The sequence below is a fragment of the Flavobacterium tructae genome, from assembly GCF_001853485.1.
GTDB classification, from domain to species: domain Bacteria; phylum Bacteroidota; class Bacteroidia; order Flavobacteriales; family Flavobacteriaceae; genus Flavobacterium; species Flavobacterium tructae.
In genome coordinates, this window is sequence record NZ_MIKE01000011.1 from 658,272 (window position 1) to 677,219 (window position 18,948).

General features: G+C 36.2%; 18 protein-coding genes. 17 read left to right on the top strand and 1 reads right to left on the bottom strand.

Annotated features, from left to right (window positions below):
• Window positions 1-215: 215 nt before the first annotated feature.
• On the top strand, window positions 216-3,062 hold the full coding sequence (locus BHE19_RS04830) for a T9SS type A sorting domain-containing protein (RefSeq protein WP_165607903.1): 2,847 nt from the start codon (window positions 216-218) through the stop codon (window positions 3,060-3,062).
• A 361-nt stretch (window positions 3,063-3,423) separates the two neighbouring features.
• The gene (locus tag BHE19_RS04835; protein WP_070906172.1) at window positions 3,424-4,029 is read left to right on the top strand and encodes a hypothetical protein; all 606 of its coding nucleotides are present in this window, start codon (window positions 3,424-3,426) and stop codon (window positions 4,027-4,029) included.
• 282 nt (window positions 4,030-4,311) lie between these two features.
• On the opposite strand, the gene BHE19_RS04840 is transcribed toward BHE19_RS04835, so the two are convergent.
• Window positions 4,312-5,562, bottom strand: a complete 1,251-nt coding sequence (locus tag BHE19_RS04840; RefSeq protein WP_070906173.1) for an NAD(P)/FAD-dependent oxidoreductase — start codon at window positions 5,560-5,562, stop codon at window positions 4,312-4,314.
• A gap of 101 nt (window positions 5,563-5,663) precedes the next feature.
• On the opposite strand from BHE19_RS04840, the gene BHE19_RS04845 reads away from it, so the two are divergent.
• From BHE19_RS04845 to BHE19_RS04915, 15 genes are all read left to right on the top strand, one after another.
• A complete protein-coding gene (locus tag BHE19_RS04845) occupies window positions 5,664-7,184 on the top strand; it encodes an HAL/PAL/TAL family ammonia-lyase (protein ID WP_070906174.1) in 1,521 nt (506 codons plus the stop codon).
• A 39-nt stretch (window positions 7,185-7,223) separates the two neighbouring features.
• Window positions 7,224-8,459: a WG repeat-containing protein gene (locus BHE19_RS04850; protein ID WP_070906175.1), complete on the top strand. Its 1,236-nt coding sequence runs from the start codon at window positions 7,224-7,226 to the stop codon at window positions 8,457-8,459.
• A gap of 85 nt (window positions 8,460-8,544) precedes the next feature.
• Window positions 8,545-9,276 (top strand): 3-oxoacyl-ACP reductase FabG, encoded by a 732-nt coding sequence (gene fabG, locus BHE19_RS04855; RefSeq protein WP_017496917.1) that lies wholly within the window; start codon window positions 8,545-8,547, stop codon window positions 9,274-9,276.
• A gap of 138 nt (window positions 9,277-9,414) precedes the next feature.
• Window positions 9,415-10,650: a beta-ketoacyl-[acyl-carrier-protein] synthase family protein gene (locus tag BHE19_RS04860; RefSeq protein ID WP_017496916.1), complete on the top strand. Its 1,236-nt coding sequence runs from the start codon at window positions 9,415-9,417 to the stop codon at window positions 10,648-10,650.
• Window positions 10,643-10,897, top strand: coding sequence for an acyl carrier protein (locus BHE19_RS04865; RefSeq protein ID WP_017496915.1), 255 nt, complete (start codon window positions 10,643-10,645; stop codon window positions 10,895-10,897). Before BHE19_RS04860 ends, BHE19_RS04865 begins: the two co-directional genes overlap by 8 nt.
• Window positions 10,897-11,775, top strand: coding sequence for an LpxL/LpxP family acyltransferase (locus BHE19_RS04870; protein WP_070906176.1), 879 nt, complete (start codon window positions 10,897-10,899; stop codon window positions 11,773-11,775). The genes BHE19_RS04865 and BHE19_RS04870 overlap by 1 nt, the downstream gene beginning before the upstream one ends.
• A 319-nt stretch (window positions 11,776-12,094) precedes the next feature.
• Window positions 12,095-12,997, top strand: a complete 903-nt coding sequence (locus tag BHE19_RS04875; RefSeq protein WP_070906177.1) for a hypothetical protein — start codon at window positions 12,095-12,097, stop codon at window positions 12,995-12,997.
• Window positions 12,998-13,013: 16 nt separating this feature from the next.
• Window positions 13,014-14,147 carry a beta-ketoacyl-ACP synthase III gene (locus BHE19_RS04880; protein ID WP_070906178.1) on the top strand — a complete coding sequence of 378 codons (1,134 nt, stop codon included), beginning with the start codon at window positions 13,014-13,016 and terminating at the stop codon, window positions 14,145-14,147.
• A complete protein-coding gene (locus BHE19_RS04885) occupies window positions 14,147-14,578 on the top strand; it encodes a hypothetical protein (RefSeq protein ID WP_070906179.1) in 432 nt (143 codons plus the stop codon). Before BHE19_RS04880 ends, BHE19_RS04885 begins: the two co-directional genes overlap by 1 nt.
• Before the next feature lie 12 nt (window positions 14,579-14,590).
• Window positions 14,591-15,055, top strand: a complete 465-nt coding sequence (locus BHE19_RS04890; RefSeq protein WP_017496910.1) for a hypothetical protein — start codon at window positions 14,591-14,593, stop codon at window positions 15,053-15,055.
• 23 nt (window positions 15,056-15,078) lie between these two features.
• Entirely contained in the window at window positions 15,079-15,483 is a 405-nt protein-coding gene (locus BHE19_RS04895; protein ID WP_070906180.1) for a hypothetical protein, read from the top strand.
• Window positions 15,483-16,481 carry a BtrH N-terminal domain-containing protein gene (locus tag BHE19_RS04900; protein WP_070906181.1) on the top strand — a complete coding sequence of 333 codons (999 nt, stop codon included), beginning with the start codon at window positions 15,483-15,485 and terminating at the stop codon, window positions 16,479-16,481. Before BHE19_RS04895 ends, BHE19_RS04900 begins: the two co-directional genes overlap by 1 nt.
• Before the next feature lie 7 nt (window positions 16,482-16,488).
• The gene (locus tag BHE19_RS04905) at window positions 16,489-17,241 is read left to right on the top strand and encodes an ABC transporter ATP-binding protein (protein WP_017496907.1); all 753 of its coding nucleotides are present in this window, start codon (window positions 16,489-16,491) and stop codon (window positions 17,239-17,241) included.
• Entirely contained in the window at window positions 17,231-18,520 is a 1,290-nt protein-coding gene (locus BHE19_RS04910; RefSeq protein WP_070906182.1) for an ABC transporter permease, read from the top strand. Before BHE19_RS04905 ends, BHE19_RS04910 begins: the two co-directional genes overlap by 11 nt.
• The gene (locus BHE19_RS04915; protein WP_017496905.1) at window positions 18,495-18,944 is read left to right on the top strand and encodes an acyl-CoA thioesterase; all 450 of its coding nucleotides are present in this window, start codon (window positions 18,495-18,497) and stop codon (window positions 18,942-18,944) included. The genes BHE19_RS04910 and BHE19_RS04915 overlap by 26 nt, the downstream gene beginning before the upstream one ends.
• The last annotated feature ends 4 nt before the right edge of the window (window positions 18,945-18,948 follow it).

Genomic DNA, 18,948 nt, shown 5'->3' on the forward strand with positions numbered 1-18,948 from the left:
TCTTTGCCTTTTTTCAAAATAAAAAAACCCAAATCGCTAAAATTCAAATATTTTACTTACAATATTGAGTATTTGTACAAAGTAATTTCTTACTATATTTGATTTGCGTATGGTTAATCTTTAAACTTTAGGTACCAAATTTAAAGAGGCAAAACGATACGTTTTTTCAAACAATCACAATTAACGGAATGTATAACGTATTAAATGTTTTTACTATGATAAAAAATTATAAACTTTTATTCTTCTCTTTTCTTGTCTGTTTTATTCCAACTCTGGCTAAAGCCCAGTTAGGCAGCTCCTGTGGAATTCCAGCTTGGTACTCCGTCACACAATATTCCAGTAACTCTTATGTTCGTTACAATAATATAGTGTACAAAAACAATTCCTGGTCTCAGGGAGCCGGCAGCACACCTGGATCAAGCAGTGTCTGGTCTGCAGTAGGAAGCTGTGACGAGCAATTAATTATCAATAATCCATCTCTGGCTTATACTGCCTGCAATACCGTTTCTGATTGGAACAGTACAACTCCCAACTATAATGTAAACAACATTATACGATACAACAATGGTGTCTATAAAGCCAAGTACTGGGTCGCCGGAACAGAAATTCCTGATCAGTCTTCTGCTTACACTTTTCTTGGTGTGTGTATCAAGCCCATAGCCATTTCTCCTGCCTACGCCGATGGACAAATTATTATAAAAAGCACATTATCGGCTATCAATCTTACTGCATCACTCAATCTGTACGGTTTTTCGGCAACACAAAATAAGGTTGAAATAAAAAAGACAACAGAGTCTTCTTATACAACTTACAATATGAGTTTATCCGGCAACACGATATCGTATAACTGGACCCCGACCGCTTATGGAGATTACAACATTCGATATACCACTGTAAATTCGATTGGAATAAGCACCGTAGTCAATACAACTATTAAAATTGCGATTACTGCTCCTGCTGTGATAACGATTACCGGTCCGCCAAATGCCACTTCCTATACTCAACTTAATTTTTCGCCTATAAGCATTACTTTTACTATTCAGCCTTCGTCCGGAAGTTCCATTAGCAGCATACTGTTTAAGGATCTCACTGCCGGAACTAATGCTAATGTGAGTACCAATCCACAAAATTCTTATACCTTTAATTGGACTCCTCAGAATTATGGAAACAATTCACTGCAAATAGCAGTCACAGACAACAATGGAACCATAGCAACAACCGGTTTACAACTTACTATTGTGAATCCTGCCACACAAAATATTTCCTTTGCTTCACTTCCAAATCAAATAAAAGCGGTTAACGGAATACCTAAAACATTCGTATTCGATAAGGCTATCACTTCATTAAAAAGAAGAAACACTACTGTATTTGATTATACTATTACCGGAAATACTTTAAAGATTATCCCTAAAAAAGCAGGCAGATCCGGACTTCAGATAACCACTTCAGATGGTACCATATATTATCTTGGTTTAAGAATAGACAATGCCAATGGAAGCGTATTAAAATATCCTGATTATGTTTCTGTAGGATCTGTATCTGAAGACACTACCGACGATGTCAATTTTTACAACAACAATATCGACGACAGCAATCTGCTCAAGAATAACCGAATGGATGTAAGATACATCTATATCAATGGAGGGCCAATCGCAGGATGGAATACCTGGCAACCTGACAGAGCTATAAAATTTGCACGGAATTCTTTAAAAATGGGGCTTATTCCTTTCTTTGTTTTTTATAACATTCCCGACGGAAGCGAATCTTACGAACTGGATCTGGCACACGTAAAAGATGCTTCCTATATGACGGCTTATTTCAATAATCTCAACCTTTTTCTGAATCAGGTTAAAGCTGAACTGGGAGATGAGTTTTTTGGAGTGGTATTAGAACCTGATTTTCTGGGCTATATGCAGCAGTTTAACGAACCTATAACGACTACAACAGCCGTAAATGCAACAAGTATTGCCCAAAATGCAGGTACATTAAAAACCCTCGTAGAAAGAATCAATTTTGAGCTCAACAAGAAAAGAACAGACGAAAACCTGAATATGGAATTTGGATGGCAGCTTAATCTTTGGGCAAAAGCTGGTGTAGCCGGTCCAAAAGGAATTATCAGAGAAACGGATACCGGAACTTTTACTACCCAGCTTAACAAAATTAAACAAACCGCTGCAGATATTTTTCAGTACACCAATAGTATGGGAATTATGTCTAATAATGCAGACTTTATTTCTATAGACAAATATGGTCTTGATGCCATGGGCGCCGGAAGTACCGGAAACCCTGCAGATCCCTTCTCTTATACCTGGTTCTGGAATAATGACCACTGGATGAATTACCTGAATTTTGTTCAAAAACTTTACGAAGCCTCTGGCAAACATGTTGTCCTCTGGCAAATCCCGGTAGGACATATCAATGGTTCAGAAACCGTAAATGAACGAACAGCAGGTCCTTTTCAAATTTTAAATAATACCAGCCAGCACTACGAAGATTCTGCTTCTACTTTTTTCTTTGGAGATACCGTAAATTTCTCAAATGACGCGACTCGTTATAACTATTTCAGTCAGAATAAACATGCCGACCCTAAACTTCTGGTTAATCCCACTACAAAAAAAGTGACTTTTGGAAATCACTTTGCAGAAGTAAAAAATAGCGGAACCAAACTTGTCTTAATGGGAGCAGGCGTAGGAGCCAGTACGGATGGAATTGGAAACCCGGGAACTACGCTGACTGATGATCATTTTTGGATTCAAAAATTACAGGATTATTATATCAATCAAACTTCCGGCGCTAGCACGTCCAGTGCTGCTGCTCTAAATGATGATCTAACTTTTAATTCCTCTCTGATTATCTACCCTAATCCCGTTAAGGAAGAGCTAAGTATCGACACAAAAGAAAAAGTTGAAGTCGTATATGTTTTTGATATGAATGGTGAAAATGTTATCACCCTGAAAAATAAAACTAAAATCAATCTCTCCGAACTTAAAAACGGCTGGTATATAGTAGCTGTAAAACTTGAAAATGGTAAAAAGATTTCTAACAAAATATTAAAAAATTAAACAGGATCTTAAACCTAAAATTATTTTTTAGATAATAAAGGAGGCGTTTACTAACGCCTCTTTTTTTGTTTTGGTGTATCTGTTACCTTTTCAAAGTTTTTGTAACAAAACAGGAAATAAAAATATTTTGTTACAGCTTTTGAAACAAAATTGAAATTTTATAAAAATTGTTACAGCTTTTGAAACAAATTGGAATAAAAAAATAATTTGTTACAACCTCCTTGCGTAAACCTTTGCTCTCTTAGCGGTAAAAACCATTTTTAACTTTAGCGTATAGATGATTTTATTTTAACAGGAAAAATATTTGTACAAACATTTTAATTACTTTTAACACACTAATTAACCAAAAACAAAACAAAAAATGAAAAAATTAATCTTTGCTTTATTTATTATTTCCGGAGCAGCTTTTGCACAGGACATGGAAGTAGTAAAAGGAAACTTTGATTTCTTAAAAGATCAGAAAGAAATCAATACCGAATTTGATTATAGTAATTTTACTATGATGAAAGAAAAAAAACCGGAAGCACAGTATGTCCAGGAGCATAAAGCCGAATTAGATCAAAAGGCAAAAGGCAACGGAAACATCTGGGAAAAAAAATGGATTAGTGCAAAAGACCAAATCTGGACGCCTAAATTTTTAGAAATTGCCAATATTGTTTTAACTAAAGAAAAAAAGGATTTGAACTTTCAGGAAAATTTAAAAACTCCTTATACTTTAATCGTGACTGCAGTATGGATCTATCCGGGTTGGGATGCCGGAATTATGAAGCAGCCCGCAAAAGTAACGACCAACTTAAAATTTGTTGAAACTGCTAATAAATCAAATGTCCTTTTAGAAATTACAAGCGAAGAAGCTCCGGGTGATCAATGGGGCAGTAATTTCAGTAACGAAACCAGAATTGGTGAAGGTTTCGCCAAAACAGCAAAATCAATGTCTAAACTGATAGTAAAAAAAGCATATAAATAAAACGATAAGAGGAGAGCTGTCATAAAACAGCTCTCCTCTTTATTTCCCTATATTGATTTTAAAAAACGATAAAACCTAAAATATGCCCCTCCTCCGGAATCTATAAATATTTTGCTCCGATGGAGCAGACAATAATAATTTTCTAACTAAAAAACCATTCCCTTTTTTATCCCGGAGGGATAACATATTTATAGAAATAAAAGGTTCGTTTATAGATAAGAGCCCTGTAAGGGCGAAATATGACGCTGCAATAGAAACAATCATCTAAACAAAAAGCCCTGATTATTCAGGGCTTTGTTCTTTTTGCATATTTAATAAATAGGCCATATTCTTTATCACGTGATCGTGTTTTTTTACAAACGGATTTTCTTCGTTCCAGACATATCCTGCCAATACCGAACAGATCTTTTCTTTCACATCCGGATTTTCCGGCTGATGAAAAAACAAAGTCTGAAGATTCCCAGTGTACCATTCCTGTACATACGTGGTAAAAACAGCTATCCCCCTTTTCATATATCCGGTGAATTCTGTTTCCCAATCTACTTCGATTCCCTGAGATTCTTTAAGGTACAATTTGGCCGCCAGCATTCCGGATTCGGTTGCAAACGCCACTCCAGATGAAAATACCGGATCTAAAAATTCAGAACTGTTTCCAGTCAGGGCAAAACCATCACCGTACATTCTTTTTACCGCTCTTGAATAATTCTCCAATTTTACCGGCTCAAACAAAAATTCTGTTCCTTTAAATCTTTTGATATAATAATCTGATTTCTGAATCGCATTTCTTAAAGCCTCGGCATTGTCTTTATTTTCTGAAAGCGAATTAATAAAATCGGTTGGGCCTACAACCCCCAGACTCGTATTTCCGTTGGAGAAAGGAATTACCCATAACCAAACTTCGGTTTCCAGAATATCAAAAGAGATTTGAGTTCCCTCTTCACCTTCTTCTCTGTTAATATCTTTTACATGTGTAAATATCGAAGAATGCGGATCTAATTTTGATGGGGTGTCCAAGTCTAAAAGTCTTGGTAAAACACGGCCGTATCCACTGGAATCAATAATGAATTTAGCGTGTATTTCTTTTAGGTTTCCATCCTTATCTTTTACAATTGTTTTAGAGTTTTTACCCTCAAAAGAAACCTCCAGAACCTCTGTTTCAAATTCCAGATCAATTCCTTTTCTAATCACTTCCTGCGCCATGGTGTTGTCAAAATCAGCACGCGGTACCTGCCAGGTCCAGTCCCAGCCTTCACCAAATTTTTTGCTGAAATCAAAAACACAAATTTCTTCTCCTCTGATAAAACGAGCACCAAGTTTTTTCTCAAAATTCATCGCATCCAAACTCTCAAAAAGCTCAGCCTCAGCAAAATGATCCATTACTCGAGGGATCAGACTTTCCCCTACTACAAGTCTTGGAAACTTTGTTTTTTCAACTACTTTTATCTTAATGTTGTTTTTGTGAAGATACGATGCCGAGACACATCCTGATGGTCCTGCGCCAATGACTAAAACATCAACAAACTCCTTTATCATATTAATATTATTATCAATTATTAACCTACATTTGCCATCATCAAAATAACTACATTTATTTTGATAAATAAAATTAAATTAGCACAACCAAAAACGATTTAATGAACACAATTAATGAATATTTAAGTTTAGCAGAATTCGAGTCTATTATTTTTGGAAATAATAAAGTTGTCATCAGCGATATTGTTTTAAACAGAGTGAATGAAAGCTTCAATTTCCTAAAAGAATTTTCAGGAAACAAAGTAATATATGGTGTCAACACTGGTTTCGGACCAATGGCCCAATATAGAATTAAAGAATCTGATCAAATACAATTACAATACAATTTAATCCGAAGCCACTCTTCGGGAACGGGAAAACCTTTAAGCCCTGTTTGTGCGAAAGCAGCAATTTTGGCTCGTTTAAACACTTTATCATTAGGTAATTCAGGGGTTCATCCTTCTGTAATTCATTTGATGGCAGAGCTGATCAACAAAGACATTACTCCTCTTATTTTTGAGCATGGCGGTGTAGGTGCCAGCGGAGATTTAGTACAATTATCACACTTAGCTTTGGTTTTAATTGGCGAAGGCGAAGTTTTTTATAAAGGAGACCGAAGACCAACTTCTGAAGTTTTCGAAATTGAAGGTTTAAAACCTATTCAGGTAGAAATCAGAGAAGGTCTGGCTTTAATCAACGGAACTTCGGTAATGACCGGAATTGGAGTTGTAAATGTACATCTTGCCAAAAAATTATTAGACTGGTCTTTAAAATGTTCCTGCGCAATCAACGAATTGGTTCAGGCATACGACGATCATTTCTCTGAAGAATTAAACCAAACCAAACGTCATAAAGGACAACAGGAAGTAGCCTCAAGAATGAGACAAAATCTTTCAGACAGTACCTTGATCCGTAAAAGAGAAGATCACTTATATTCCGGAGAAAACACCGAAGAAATCTTCAAAGAAAAAGTTCAGGAGTACTATTCTTTACGTTGTGTTCCTCAAATTTTAGGACCGGTTTTAGAAACTATAAACAATGTCGCTTCAATTCTTGAAGACGAATTTAACTCGGCAAACGACAATCCTATTATAGATGTAAAAAACAAACACGTTTATCACGGAGGAAATTTCCACGGCGATTATATCTCGCTTGAAATGGATAAACTAAAAATTGTTATTACCAAACTAACCATGCTGGCAGAACGTCAGCTGAATTATTTATTGAATTCAAAAATCAACGAAATCCTTCCTCCGTTTGTTAACTTAGGAACTTTAGGATTCAATTTCGGAATGCAGGGGGTTCAGTTTACCGCTACCTCAACCACTGCCGAAAGCCAGATGTTGTCTAACCCGATGTACGTTCACAGCATCCCGAACAACAACGACAATCAGGACATTGTAAGTATGGGAACCAATGCTGCCGTTATTACTTCAAAAGTAATCGAAAACTCATTTGAAGTTTTAGGTATCGAAATGATCACCATCGTTCAGGCTATTGATTATTTAGGACAAAAAGATAAAATTTCATCCGTTACCAAAAAATGGTACGACGATATCCGAAACATTATTCCTGAATTTAAAGAAGATCAGGTGATGTATCCTTTTGTTCAGAAAGTAAAAGATTACCTGATTCACAGTTAATACTTATTTTTACATTATTAATATTGAACCTTTAAAATCATGAAAAAGACACTTATTATTTTATTTGCATTCACTATTCAATTTGTTAATAGTCAGGAATTGGCGTTAGTTAAAAAAGATTCAAAAATTGGATATCTTTCCAAAGACGGAAATTTTAAAATTGAACCTCAGTACAAATCCGCAAGAAGCTTTTCTGAAGGATTGGCAGCTGTGGAAAATAATGGAAAATGGGGGTTTATAGATGCTAAAGGAGCCTGGATAATTCCGGCAGATTTTAAAAATGTTAAAGATTTCAACAGCGGAATTGCAGTTGTACAAAAAGACAAAGACTGGGTTTATATCAATACAAAAGGAGAAGTTCAGAACGCTCCTGTGTCAGACAAACTTTTTGATTTCGAAAATGGCGTAGCGTTCATTCGACAAAATGGCAAAGTAGGATTAATCAATTCGAAAATGACCGTTGTTTTAGAACCAAAATACGATCAGATCAAATCATTTGAAAACGGTTTTGCCAGAGTTGAAAACAATAAAAAATGGGGAATTATTAATACTTCCGGTAAAGAAATGATCGAGCCTGCGTATGAAGAAATAGGCAATTATTTCAAGAACACAAGCTGGGCAAGAAAAGATAAAACCTTTGGAATCGTTAGTTCAGGAAGTTTTATTCCTGTTGACGGAGCTGAAAAAATCTGGGATTTTGACACGCAGGATCTTACATACGCCAAGAAAAACGGCAAAATTGGATTCATTGACTTAAAAGGAAATTGGGTAATTACTCCAATTTATGACAAGGTGAAAGCGTTTTCAAAAAGTTTAGCTCCGGTTTGCGTAGGTTCAAAATGGGGGTATATCAATCCGAAAGCTGAATTTGTAATTGAACCCACCTACAGCGATGCCGAAGTTTTTAGTGCTGATGGACTGGCTCCTGTAAAAGAAAAAAACTGGGGATTCATCAATCAAACCGGAAAATTAGTTATTCCAACCCAATACAATATTACAGCAAATGGTTTTGTTATTGCGCTGTTCGTAAAACAAGACAAAGGCTTTATCGATGGTCTGGCCCGAGTAAAAAATGAAGGAAAATGGGGATTCTTAAAACCAGACGGAACTGTATTAGGCAACCAATGGTTTGAAAATGCTGAACTGTTTTCACAATCAAAAGAAAGAATCAGCACAGCAGAAATCGCTGCAGAGAAACCAAAAGCAGAAGCCAAAACGACTGAAAAGTCAGAGACAAAAACTACCAAAAAACCGGTAGCCAAAAAGAAGAAATAAAACCTATTAACCAAATAAGTTCTGCATATGAAATTGCTAATCAAAAAGTGATTTTATACCGAACAAATAAAAATAAATTCTGAATATGAAATGTGTATTAGTAACTGGCGGTTCACGAGGAATTGGAAGTGCTATTTGTAAAAAATTAGCCGTTGATGCAAATTATCATATCCTGATTAACTATCACTCGAATAAAACAGCTGCTGAAGTAACACTTCAGGAAATACAAAAACTAGGAGCAACGGGAGAAATCTTAGGTTTTGATGTTTCCAATTTTGAAGACGTACAAAAAACGCTAACACAATGGCAGGAAGCTAATCCGGAAGCAATTGTAGAAGCAATTGTAAACAATGCCGGAATTACAAAAGACGGTCTTTTTATGTGGATGAGTCCCGAAGACTGGAACGGTGTAGTAAACACGAGTTTAAACGGATTTTTTAATGTTACGCAGTTTTTTATTCAAAAAATGCTACGCAATAAATACGGCCGAATTGTTAATATGGTTTCCGTTTCAGGAGTAAAAGGAACAGCCGGACAAACGAATTATTCGGCAGCAAAAGGCGCAATTGTTGCAGCCACCAAAGCACTGGCTCAGGAAGTTGCCAAACGAAATATTACTGTAAATGCTGTTGCACCCGGTTTTATTAAAACGGACATGACCAGTGAACTGGACGAAAAAGAATTATTAAAGCTGATTCCGGTAAACCGTTTTGGAGAAGCTGAGGAAGTTGCAGATTTGGTAAGCTTTTTGATTTCAAAAAAATCAAGTTACATTACAGGAGAGATTATCAATATAAATGGAGGAATATATTCTTAATAATCCTATGTTTGTGAGATTGTTTTAAGTTTTTTAAACATCAAAAATTGCTCACAAAGACGCAGAGCCCCGAAGTTTTATTAAAAAAACTTCAAAAAAAATACACTTTAAGGATAGAAAATACTTTGAAATACCACCATGAATAAAAGAGTTGTAATTACTGGAATGGGAATTTATTCTTGTATCGGAACTTCTTTAGATGAAGTAAAGGAATCTTTATACCAGGGAAAATCAGGTATTCAGTTTGATTCTGAAAGAAAAGAATTTGGTTTCCAATCGGCCCTGACGGGAATGGTTCCGAAGGCTGATTTAAAAAATTTATTGACCCGCAGACAGCGAATGAGCATTGGTGAAGAGACCGAGTATGCTTATATGGCTACGATCGAAGCATTGAAAAATGCGAATATAGATGATGCCTTTTTTGAAGAACGCGAAGTGGGAATTATGTACGGAAACGACAGTGTATCAAAAGCTGTTATTGAAGCTACTGATATTGTCAGAGATAAAAAAGACACGGCTTTAATAGGTTCAGGTGCTATTTTTAAATCGATGAATTCAACGGTAACCATGAATTTATCAACGATTTTTAAACTTCGCGGTATCAATCTTACTGTAAGTGCAGCCTGTGCCAGCGGATCACACTCTATAGGACTCGCTTATTTTTTAATCAAGAGCGGATTTCAGGATGTTATCATCTGCGGAGGCGCACAGGAAATCAATAAATATGCGATGAGCAGTTTTGATGGTTTGGGTGTTTTTTCGGCCAGAGAAAACGAACCGGAAAAAGCTTCCCGTCCGTTCGACAAAGACCGTGACGGATTAATTCCGAGTGGTGGCGGTGCAACGTTAATTCTGGAGAGCTACGAATCGGCTATTGCCAGAGGCGCAACCATCATTGCCGAAGTTGCAGGTTACGGATTCTCTTCAAACGGCGGACATATCTCGACGCCTAATGTTGAAGGGCCGTCTATAGCCATGCAACGAGCGCTTGACGATGCACAGCTAAAAGCAACGGATGTTGATTATATAAATGCTCATGCAACCTCAACCCCTGTTGGAGACGGAAATGAAGCCAAAGCCATTTTTGAAGTTTTCGGAGAGAGAAATCCATATGTAAGTTCTACCAAATCGATGACAGGTCACGAATGCTGGATGGCAGGAGCAAGCGAAGTAATCTACTCTATCCTAATGATGCAGCACGATTTCATTGCTCCAAACATCAATTTAGAAAATCCTGACGAAGATGCTGCTAAATTAAATTTGGTCAAAACTACTTTAAACAAAAAATTTGACATATTTTTGTCCAATTCCTTCGGATTCGGAGGAACCAACTCTGCGTTGGTGGTTAAAAAGTTTAAATTGAACGATGAATAAAGAAGAGATTATAGCAAGAATTAATGGTTTTTTGGTTGATGAATTTGAAGTAGACAATGATGATATCGAACCGGATGCTAATTTAAAAAACACACTTGGATTAGATAGTTTAGATTATGTAGATTTAGTAGTCTCGATCGAATCTAACTTTGGTGTAAAACTGGTAGAAGCTGATTTTGTTGGAATTGCTACTTTTCAGAATTTTTATGACCTTATTGAAACCAAACTAAAAGCTAAAGCTGTTTAATGAGTCAATGGGATGGCAAATCAAAAGGAACAGTTTTAGGCTATAGAATATTCGTTTTTTTAATACAAAAAGCGGGTATTAAGGCTGCTTATGTCCTGCTTTATTTTGTTGCTTCATATTACTTTTTGTTTTTAAAAAAAAGCAACAAAGCCATTTTCTATTACTTTAAAGAAAGGCTTCAATATTCCTGGTTCAAATCTAAAAAAATGGTCTTCAAAAGTTACTATACTTTTGGACAGACGATCATTGATAAAATTTCCATTTCGGCAGGAATGCGAAACAGATTCACTTATGAATTTGACGGAATTGAGGTACTGAAAAAACTCCTGGCTGAGAAAAAAGGAGGTGTTTTAATTAGTGCTCATGTTGGAAATTTCGAAATTGCCGAACATTTCCTGGGTGATATTGATCTTAATTTTCAAATCAATCTGGTTACTACCGATTTGGAACATTCTGCTATAAAAAACTATCTGGAGAGCGTTACCCAAAAACCTACCGTAAAATTTATCATCATTAAAGACGATTTGTCTCATATTTTTGAGATCAATGCTGCTTTGACCAATAACGAATTGGTTTGTTTTACTGGCGATCGTTACTTTGAAGGCACCAAATCTCTTTCGGAAAATATATTAGGTAAGGAAGCTAATTTCCCTGCAGGTCCGTTTTTAATTGCTTCACGATTAAAAGTTCCTGTTGTTTTTGTTTACGTAATGAAAGAACCTAACTTACATTATCATTTGTACGCCAGAGAAGCTGCCTCGAAACATCGTGACGAAAAAGGATTGCTGAAAGAATATGTACAAAGCGTTGAAACTATTCTGCAAAAATATCCGTTGCAATGGTTCAATTATTTTGATTTCTGGAACAAAGCTCATTAAAAATCAGCCCGCGGATTACACAGATTAAACTGGTTTACACTAATTTATTTTCTTGGGGCTCTTGTAAAAGTTATTCTATAAAAGTAAAAATGAAGATTTACAAAAACCGTATCACTGTTTAAATCCGAACACAAGACACTACATATAAACTACTTACATTTAGGAATCACTTTCTTTTTGACATTCTACGAAAAGAAAAAACTGTGAAAACCAGTTTAATCCGCAAAATCTGTGGCCCAAAAACAATTCATTTAAACAAGAAAATTCGTTTAAATAAATTTGCCTATTTTTGTTCGCAACCAAAAGCAAATAAACCTCAATGAAAAATGTTCTTGTTATTTATTATACGCAGTCTGGACAACTGGGAACAATTGCACGAAATATTGCTAAACCCTTCCTGAATTCAGAGGAGATAAATGTAACTTTTCACGAAATACAACTACAGAAATCTTTTCCTTTTCCATGGAATAAAGACGCTTTTTTCGACGCTTTTCCCGAATCATTTCTGCAAATTCCAACCGAACTAAAACCGGTTCCGGAAGAAATTCTAAACACCAAATACGATCTGGTATTGTTTCACTACCAGGTTTGGTATTTGTCCCCTTCTATTCCGATTAACTCTTTTCTGAAAAGTGCCGAAGCCAAAAAAATATTAAACAACACACCTGTTATCACCATAAGCGGCTCTCGTAATATGTGGATTATGGCGCAGGAAAAAATCAAAGTTTTACTAAAAGAAGCCAATGCTCAGCTTGTTGGAAATGTGGCTTTAGTAGATCGTGTTGGAAATTTAATCAGTGTAATTACGATTGTAGAATGGATGTTTTCGGGCGTAAAGAAAAAATATCTTGGTATTTTTCCACTGCCGGGAGTATCAGAAAAAGACATTCAGGAGTCAGATAAATTTGGAGAAACAATACTTTCTGAATTTAAGCAAAATCAATTACAGAACTTACAGCCCAAATTAGTTGCCATTGATGCCGTTAAAATCAGCCCTTATTTGGTCACCGTTGATAAAACGGCAAATAAAATTTTTAATAAGTGGTCGAATCTGATTTATAAAAATCAAAAAAACAGAAAAACACTTCTTAAAGTATTTAATGTTTATTTATTCCTTGCAATATGGTTAATCTCGCCAATAGTGTATATATTGCACCTTATTACCTACCCCTTTAAGTTAAATACCATAAAAAGAGAAACTCAATATTATCAAGGAGTTTAGAAGACGAAATTAGATTATGTTTGAAGTATATATTACCAAAGCCGCAAAGTATTTGCCAAATGAAGCCATTTCTAATGATGAGATGGAAAGTTATTTAGGCCTCATTAATGATGCTGCCTCTAAAGCAAGACGTATTATTTTGCGCAATAATAAAATCACAACTCGTTATTACGCAATAGATAAGTCCGGGAAAAGCACGCATAACAACGCCGAGTTAACCCGAAATGCAATTCTGCAATTGTTTGATGAAAACTTTACAGCACTGGATCTTGAAGTACTTTCCTGCGGAACCTCAACACCTGATATCTTTCTTCCTTCACATGCTGCGATGGTACACGGTTTATTGAAAAACAAATCTGTAGAACTAAATTCTTCAACAGGAGTTTGCTGTGCAGGTATGAATTCTTTAAAATTTGGTTTCCTTTCTGTAAAATCCGGAAACTCTAAAAATGCCATTTGTACAGGATCTGAAAAGGTCTCTACCTGGCTCAATGCCCAAATGTACAACCACGAAGCGGCTAATTTGAAAAATCTGGAAGAACAGCCCATCATTGCCTTCAAAAAAGATTTTTTACGCTGGATGTTATCTGATGGTGCAGGAGCGTTTTTATTAGAAAACCAACCAAAAGGAGCGATCTCTTTAAAAATTGAGTGGATGGAAGCCTTTTCGTATGCTTACGAATTAGAAACCTGTATGTATGCCGGTGGTGATAAATTAGAAAATGGTGAGATCAAAGCCTGGAGCGATTATGCACCGGAACAATGGTTAAACGAATCGGTTTTTGCCATCAAACAAGATGTGAAATTACTGGACGAATTTATTCTTTCCAAAGGAGCAGAAAGTATGAAAGAGGCTATGGATAAAAACAATATCACATCAGATCATGTCGATTATTTTATCCCTCACGTTTCTTCTAACTTTTTTGTGGAAGGACTAAAAAAAGGACTGAATGAAAAAGGAATCGGTATGGCCGATGAAAAATGGTTCATGAATCTTTCAAGAGTTGGGAATGTCGGTTCTGCCTCTATTTACTTAGCTTTGGAAGAATTAATGAATTCAGGAAATTTGAAAAAAGGAGAACGTATTCTATTATCTGTCCCTGAAAGCGGAAGATTCTCTTTTGCGTATGCTTATTTAACTGTTTGCTAATGGAAACTGCTTTACTTTTAGAAAAAAATGCTGTCGAAAATTTATTGCCACAAAAGTTTCCTTTTGTTATGGTTGATAAAATGTATTCGTTTACCGAGACCTCATTGGTTGCGGGATTAAAAATTGAAAACGATAATATTTTTTCTGACAACGATACCTTTTTAGAAGCCGGTTTAATCGAGCATATGGCGCAATCTGTGGCTTTGCACACGGGCTATCAATTTTTCCTGAAAAACGAAACAGCCCCAACAGGCTACATTGGATCGATCAAAGAAATTGAAATAAAAAAGTTACCCAAAGTCAACGACACAATTCAATCGACCATAACTATTTTACAGGAGTTTGCCGGAATTACTCTGGTAGACATCGTAACGTATCTGAATAATGAAGAAATTGCGAACGGACAAATGAAGACCGTTTTAGCCAAATAATATAAATTAGGAATGAAAACCGGAGTCGACATACAAAACTACCTACCCCACAGAGCACCATTGCTTATGGTGGATTTAATTTTGGATATAAATTCCAGTTTTGTAGAAACTACATTTTTGATCCGTGAAGACAATATTTTTGTTGACAACAACATTTTTATTGAAGCCGGGCTCATCGAAAATACCGCACAAACCTGTTCCTCCATTGTAGGTAAAAAATATTTTTTTGACGATGACGGAACAGAAAATGAAAACGTAAATGTAATTGGTTTCATCAGTGCTATAAAGAATCTGAAAGTACATGCGTTGCCAAAAGTTAATGACACTATTATTACCAAAGCAAATTTAGTTTCAAAATTTGCGGGTGACGATTATACTTTATGCACCATGAGCTGCGAAAGTTTAGTTGATGACAAACTACTTTTAGAATGCGAAATTAATCTGTTCATTCAACAAACGATTTCGGCTATTTCATAACTTCTCCCGAAAATAAAAAGGCCATGGAAAAAGAAAAAGTACCACAAGACAACGGCAATTTAACCAAAAATAATCTCAAAGAACTGCTTTACGCCACCGATGAAAATGGTGACTATACCACAACTTTAAGTACCGGTTGGGAACCTAAAACCATCGCACTATCCAATTCGATTGATGACATAAACGAACGAATTGCAGAAGCAAAGCAACAGGTAGAAATAGGTGAAGTAAGTCCGATTTGTTATTATATGGAGCTTAATAAAATGGATCTTACCATTCTTTCCAGTTATGTTGGAATGTGGAAATGGCGTGTAAAAAGACATTTTAAACCCTCTGTTTTTGCCAAATTGAGCAACACTACTTTACAGAAATATGCCGATGCTTTTGAAATTTCAATAGCTGAATTAAAAAATATTAAAACCGCGTAATGCAAACTAATTTTACACATCATCAATCTGCCCATTGCGAAAATGGAGTAGCTTCGAATTTGTTAAAAAACAACGGACTGAATATCAGCGAACCAATGGTTTTTGGTATTGGCTCCGGACTTTTCTTCGTATACCTGCCATTTATAAAAGTCAATCACGCTCCGGCCATTAGTTACAGAACTTTGCCCGGACAGATTTTTAACAAACTGGCGAGTCGTTTAAACTTAAAAATAAAAAGACAAAAATTTTCCTCTGTAATAAATGCCAACAAGGCCTTAGATGAAAATTTAAAAAATAATATTCCAACCGGATTACAAGTTGGCGTGTACCATTTAAGTTATTTCCCTGATGAATACCGCTTTCATTTTAACGCACACAATTTAGTGGTTTACGGAAAAACCGAAACCGATTATCTGGTGAGTGATCCTGTAATGGAAACCGTTACCACCCTGACACATGACGAACTCGACAAGGTGCGTTTTGCCAAAGGAGCTTTTGCACCAAGAGGACAAATGTACTATCCGATTCAAATTCCGAAGGATGTTGATTTAAAAAGTGCCATTATAAAAGGAATCAAAAATACCTGCCGCGATATGTTGGCACCAATGCCTATCGTGGGTGTCCGCGGAATCAAATTTGTTTCCAAACAAATCCGAAAATGGCCTGTAAAACACGGTACTAAAAAAGCCAATCATTATTTAGCACAAATGGTTCGTATGCAGGAAGAAATAGGTACAGGAGGCGGAGGTTTCCGATTTATTTATGCCGCTTTTTTACAGGAAGCTTCAGTTATTCTAAACAATGAAGAATTAAAATCCCTTTCAAAAGAGATGACACAAATCGGAGATTCATGGCGTGATTTTGCCGTTGAAGCCTCAAGAATTTACAAAAACAGAAGCGCCAAAGAAGATGCCTACAATACAATTGCCGATGAACTTCTGGACATTGCCAATCGTGAAGAAATCTTTTTCAAAAAACTAAAAAAAGCTATTAGCTAAGAATATTTTGCAATCCATAATAAAAATAGAATCCCTTTCGAAAAAGTACAAAAATGCAGATCTGTATTCTTTGAACGACGTTTCGCTGGAGATTAATCAAGGTCAGATTTTTGGGTTATTGGGACCAAATGGTGCCGGAAAGACCACTTTAATCTCCATGCTTTGCGGGTTGATCAAACCAACTTCAGGGCATTTCACTATTGATAGTCTGAATTATACCCATCATTCCTCCAAAATCAAAAAAATAATTGGCGTTGTCCCTCAGGAATATGCATTGTATCCTACATTGACAGCCCGGGAAAATTTACATTATTTCGGAAGCATGTACGGACTAAAAGGTAATTACCTAAAAGACAAGGTCATTGAAACCTTAGATCTTTTAGGATTATTAAAATTTGCCGACAAGCGTATTGAGACTTTCTCAGGTGGTATGAAACGCAGAGTCAATTTGATTGCCGGAATTTTACACAATCCCAAAGTTTTGTTTTTAGACGAACCAACTGTTGGCGTTGACGTACAATCGAAAAATGCCATCATAGACTATTTAAAATTCTTAAATCAAAACGGAACCACCATTATATATACATCACACCATTTAGCAGAAGCTGAAGACTTCTGTACTCATATTGCCATTTTAGATCGCGGCAGAATTTATGCACAAGGTACACCTTCGAGCCTAATTGCTTCTACTGAAGAAGCCCGCAATCTTGAAGAAGTTTTTATTTCATTAACCGGTAAAGACTTTAGAGATGGTATATAAAATTTGGATGTCGGTCGTAAAAGAATTCCTCCTGCTCAAACGAGATCTGGGCGGTTTGATCATTTTATTCATCATGCCTTTGGTTTTGGTGATTACAGTAACCTTGATTCAGGACAGTACTTTCAAAACCGTTAGCGATAACAAAATTCAAATTTTACTGGTCGATAACGACAAAGGTTCAGTGTCTAAAACCGTTTTTGACAATCTGGAGAAAAGTCAGCTTTTTAGTGTGGTCACACAAATTGATCATAAACCCATCACGGAAGAAATTGCCAGGGAAGCCGTTTACAAAGGAAAGTTTCAGCTGGCCATTGTAATTCCGGAAAAACTAAGTGTTGATCTGCAAACCAAAATTGATCAGAATGTCGAAAACATTGTGAGCAAAATGGGGCTAACAGAAACAGATACTTCGGCTCAAGCCAAAAAACCGATAGTAATTAAAGAAAAGGAAGTTAAATTGTATTTTGATCCTGCGGTTCAAATGAGCTTCAAGAATGCTGTGATGAGTTCGATCGATAAGATGATTTCTCAAATCGAAACAAAATCCATTTATACCACTTTTCAAAATCAGCTGGGAGAAGGAAATGCCGAATTTGAACAAAAAAGTTTCATCACTTTTAAAGAAATTATTCCTAAAATAAACAACAAAGAAGTGCGTCCCAACTCGGTACAGCATAATGTTCCAGCCTGGACCCTTTTTGCTATATTCTTTATTGTAATTCCATTGTCTATCAATATTGTAAAAGAAAAATCACAGGGAACGTTTGTTCGTTTATTGACCAATCCGGTTTCTAATATTGTGGTTATAATCGGTAAAACCATCACCTATTCTGTCATTTGTATGATACAGTTTTACATGATGGTCGCTGTGGCAATCTTTTTATTTCCGCATATTGGTTTACCTCCTTTGAATGTTGAAGGCCATTTATTTTTAATGAGTGTTGTAGCCTTATTTTCAGGTTTCGCTGCCATTGGTTTCGGAATTTTATTGGGAACGGTCGCAAGCACGCAGGAACAATCGGCTCCTTTTGGTGCGACAAGTGTTATTATCCTGGCGGCGATTGGCGGAATCTGGGTTCCCGTTTTTGCAATGCCAGGCATCATGCAGCTTATTGCCAAATCATCACCCATGAACTGGGGATTAGAAGCTTTCTATGATGTTTTACTCCGCAACGTATCTTTCCTTGAAATCATTCCAAAAATAAGTTTGTTATTTTTGTTCTTCATTATCACAACATCCATTGCATTATTCTATGACAAAAAGAAAAGAACAGTTTAACGAAGCAACCGAACTAACCGTTTCACATGAAATCAGAATTCGTTTTAACGAAACTGATCCGCTTGGAATCGTGTGGCACGGCAATTATATCACCTATTTTGAAGACGGACGTGAAGCTTTTGGTCGCCAACACGGACTTACCTATTTGGATATTGCCAAAACAGGCTACACAACTCCTATCGTAAAATCGAAATGCGAACACAAATTGTCTTTGCGTTATGGCGATGTGGTAACCATAGAAACTACGGTAATTGACACACCCGCCGCCAAAATGATCTATCGTTTCAGAATACTGGACGATAAAGGTGAAGTGGCTTGTACCGGAGAAACCGTTCAGGTTTTTTTAGATCAGGAAGGAAATCTAATGCTGACTAATCCTCCTTTTTATGAAGAATGGAAACGAAAAGTGGGGCTGTTGAAGTAAAACA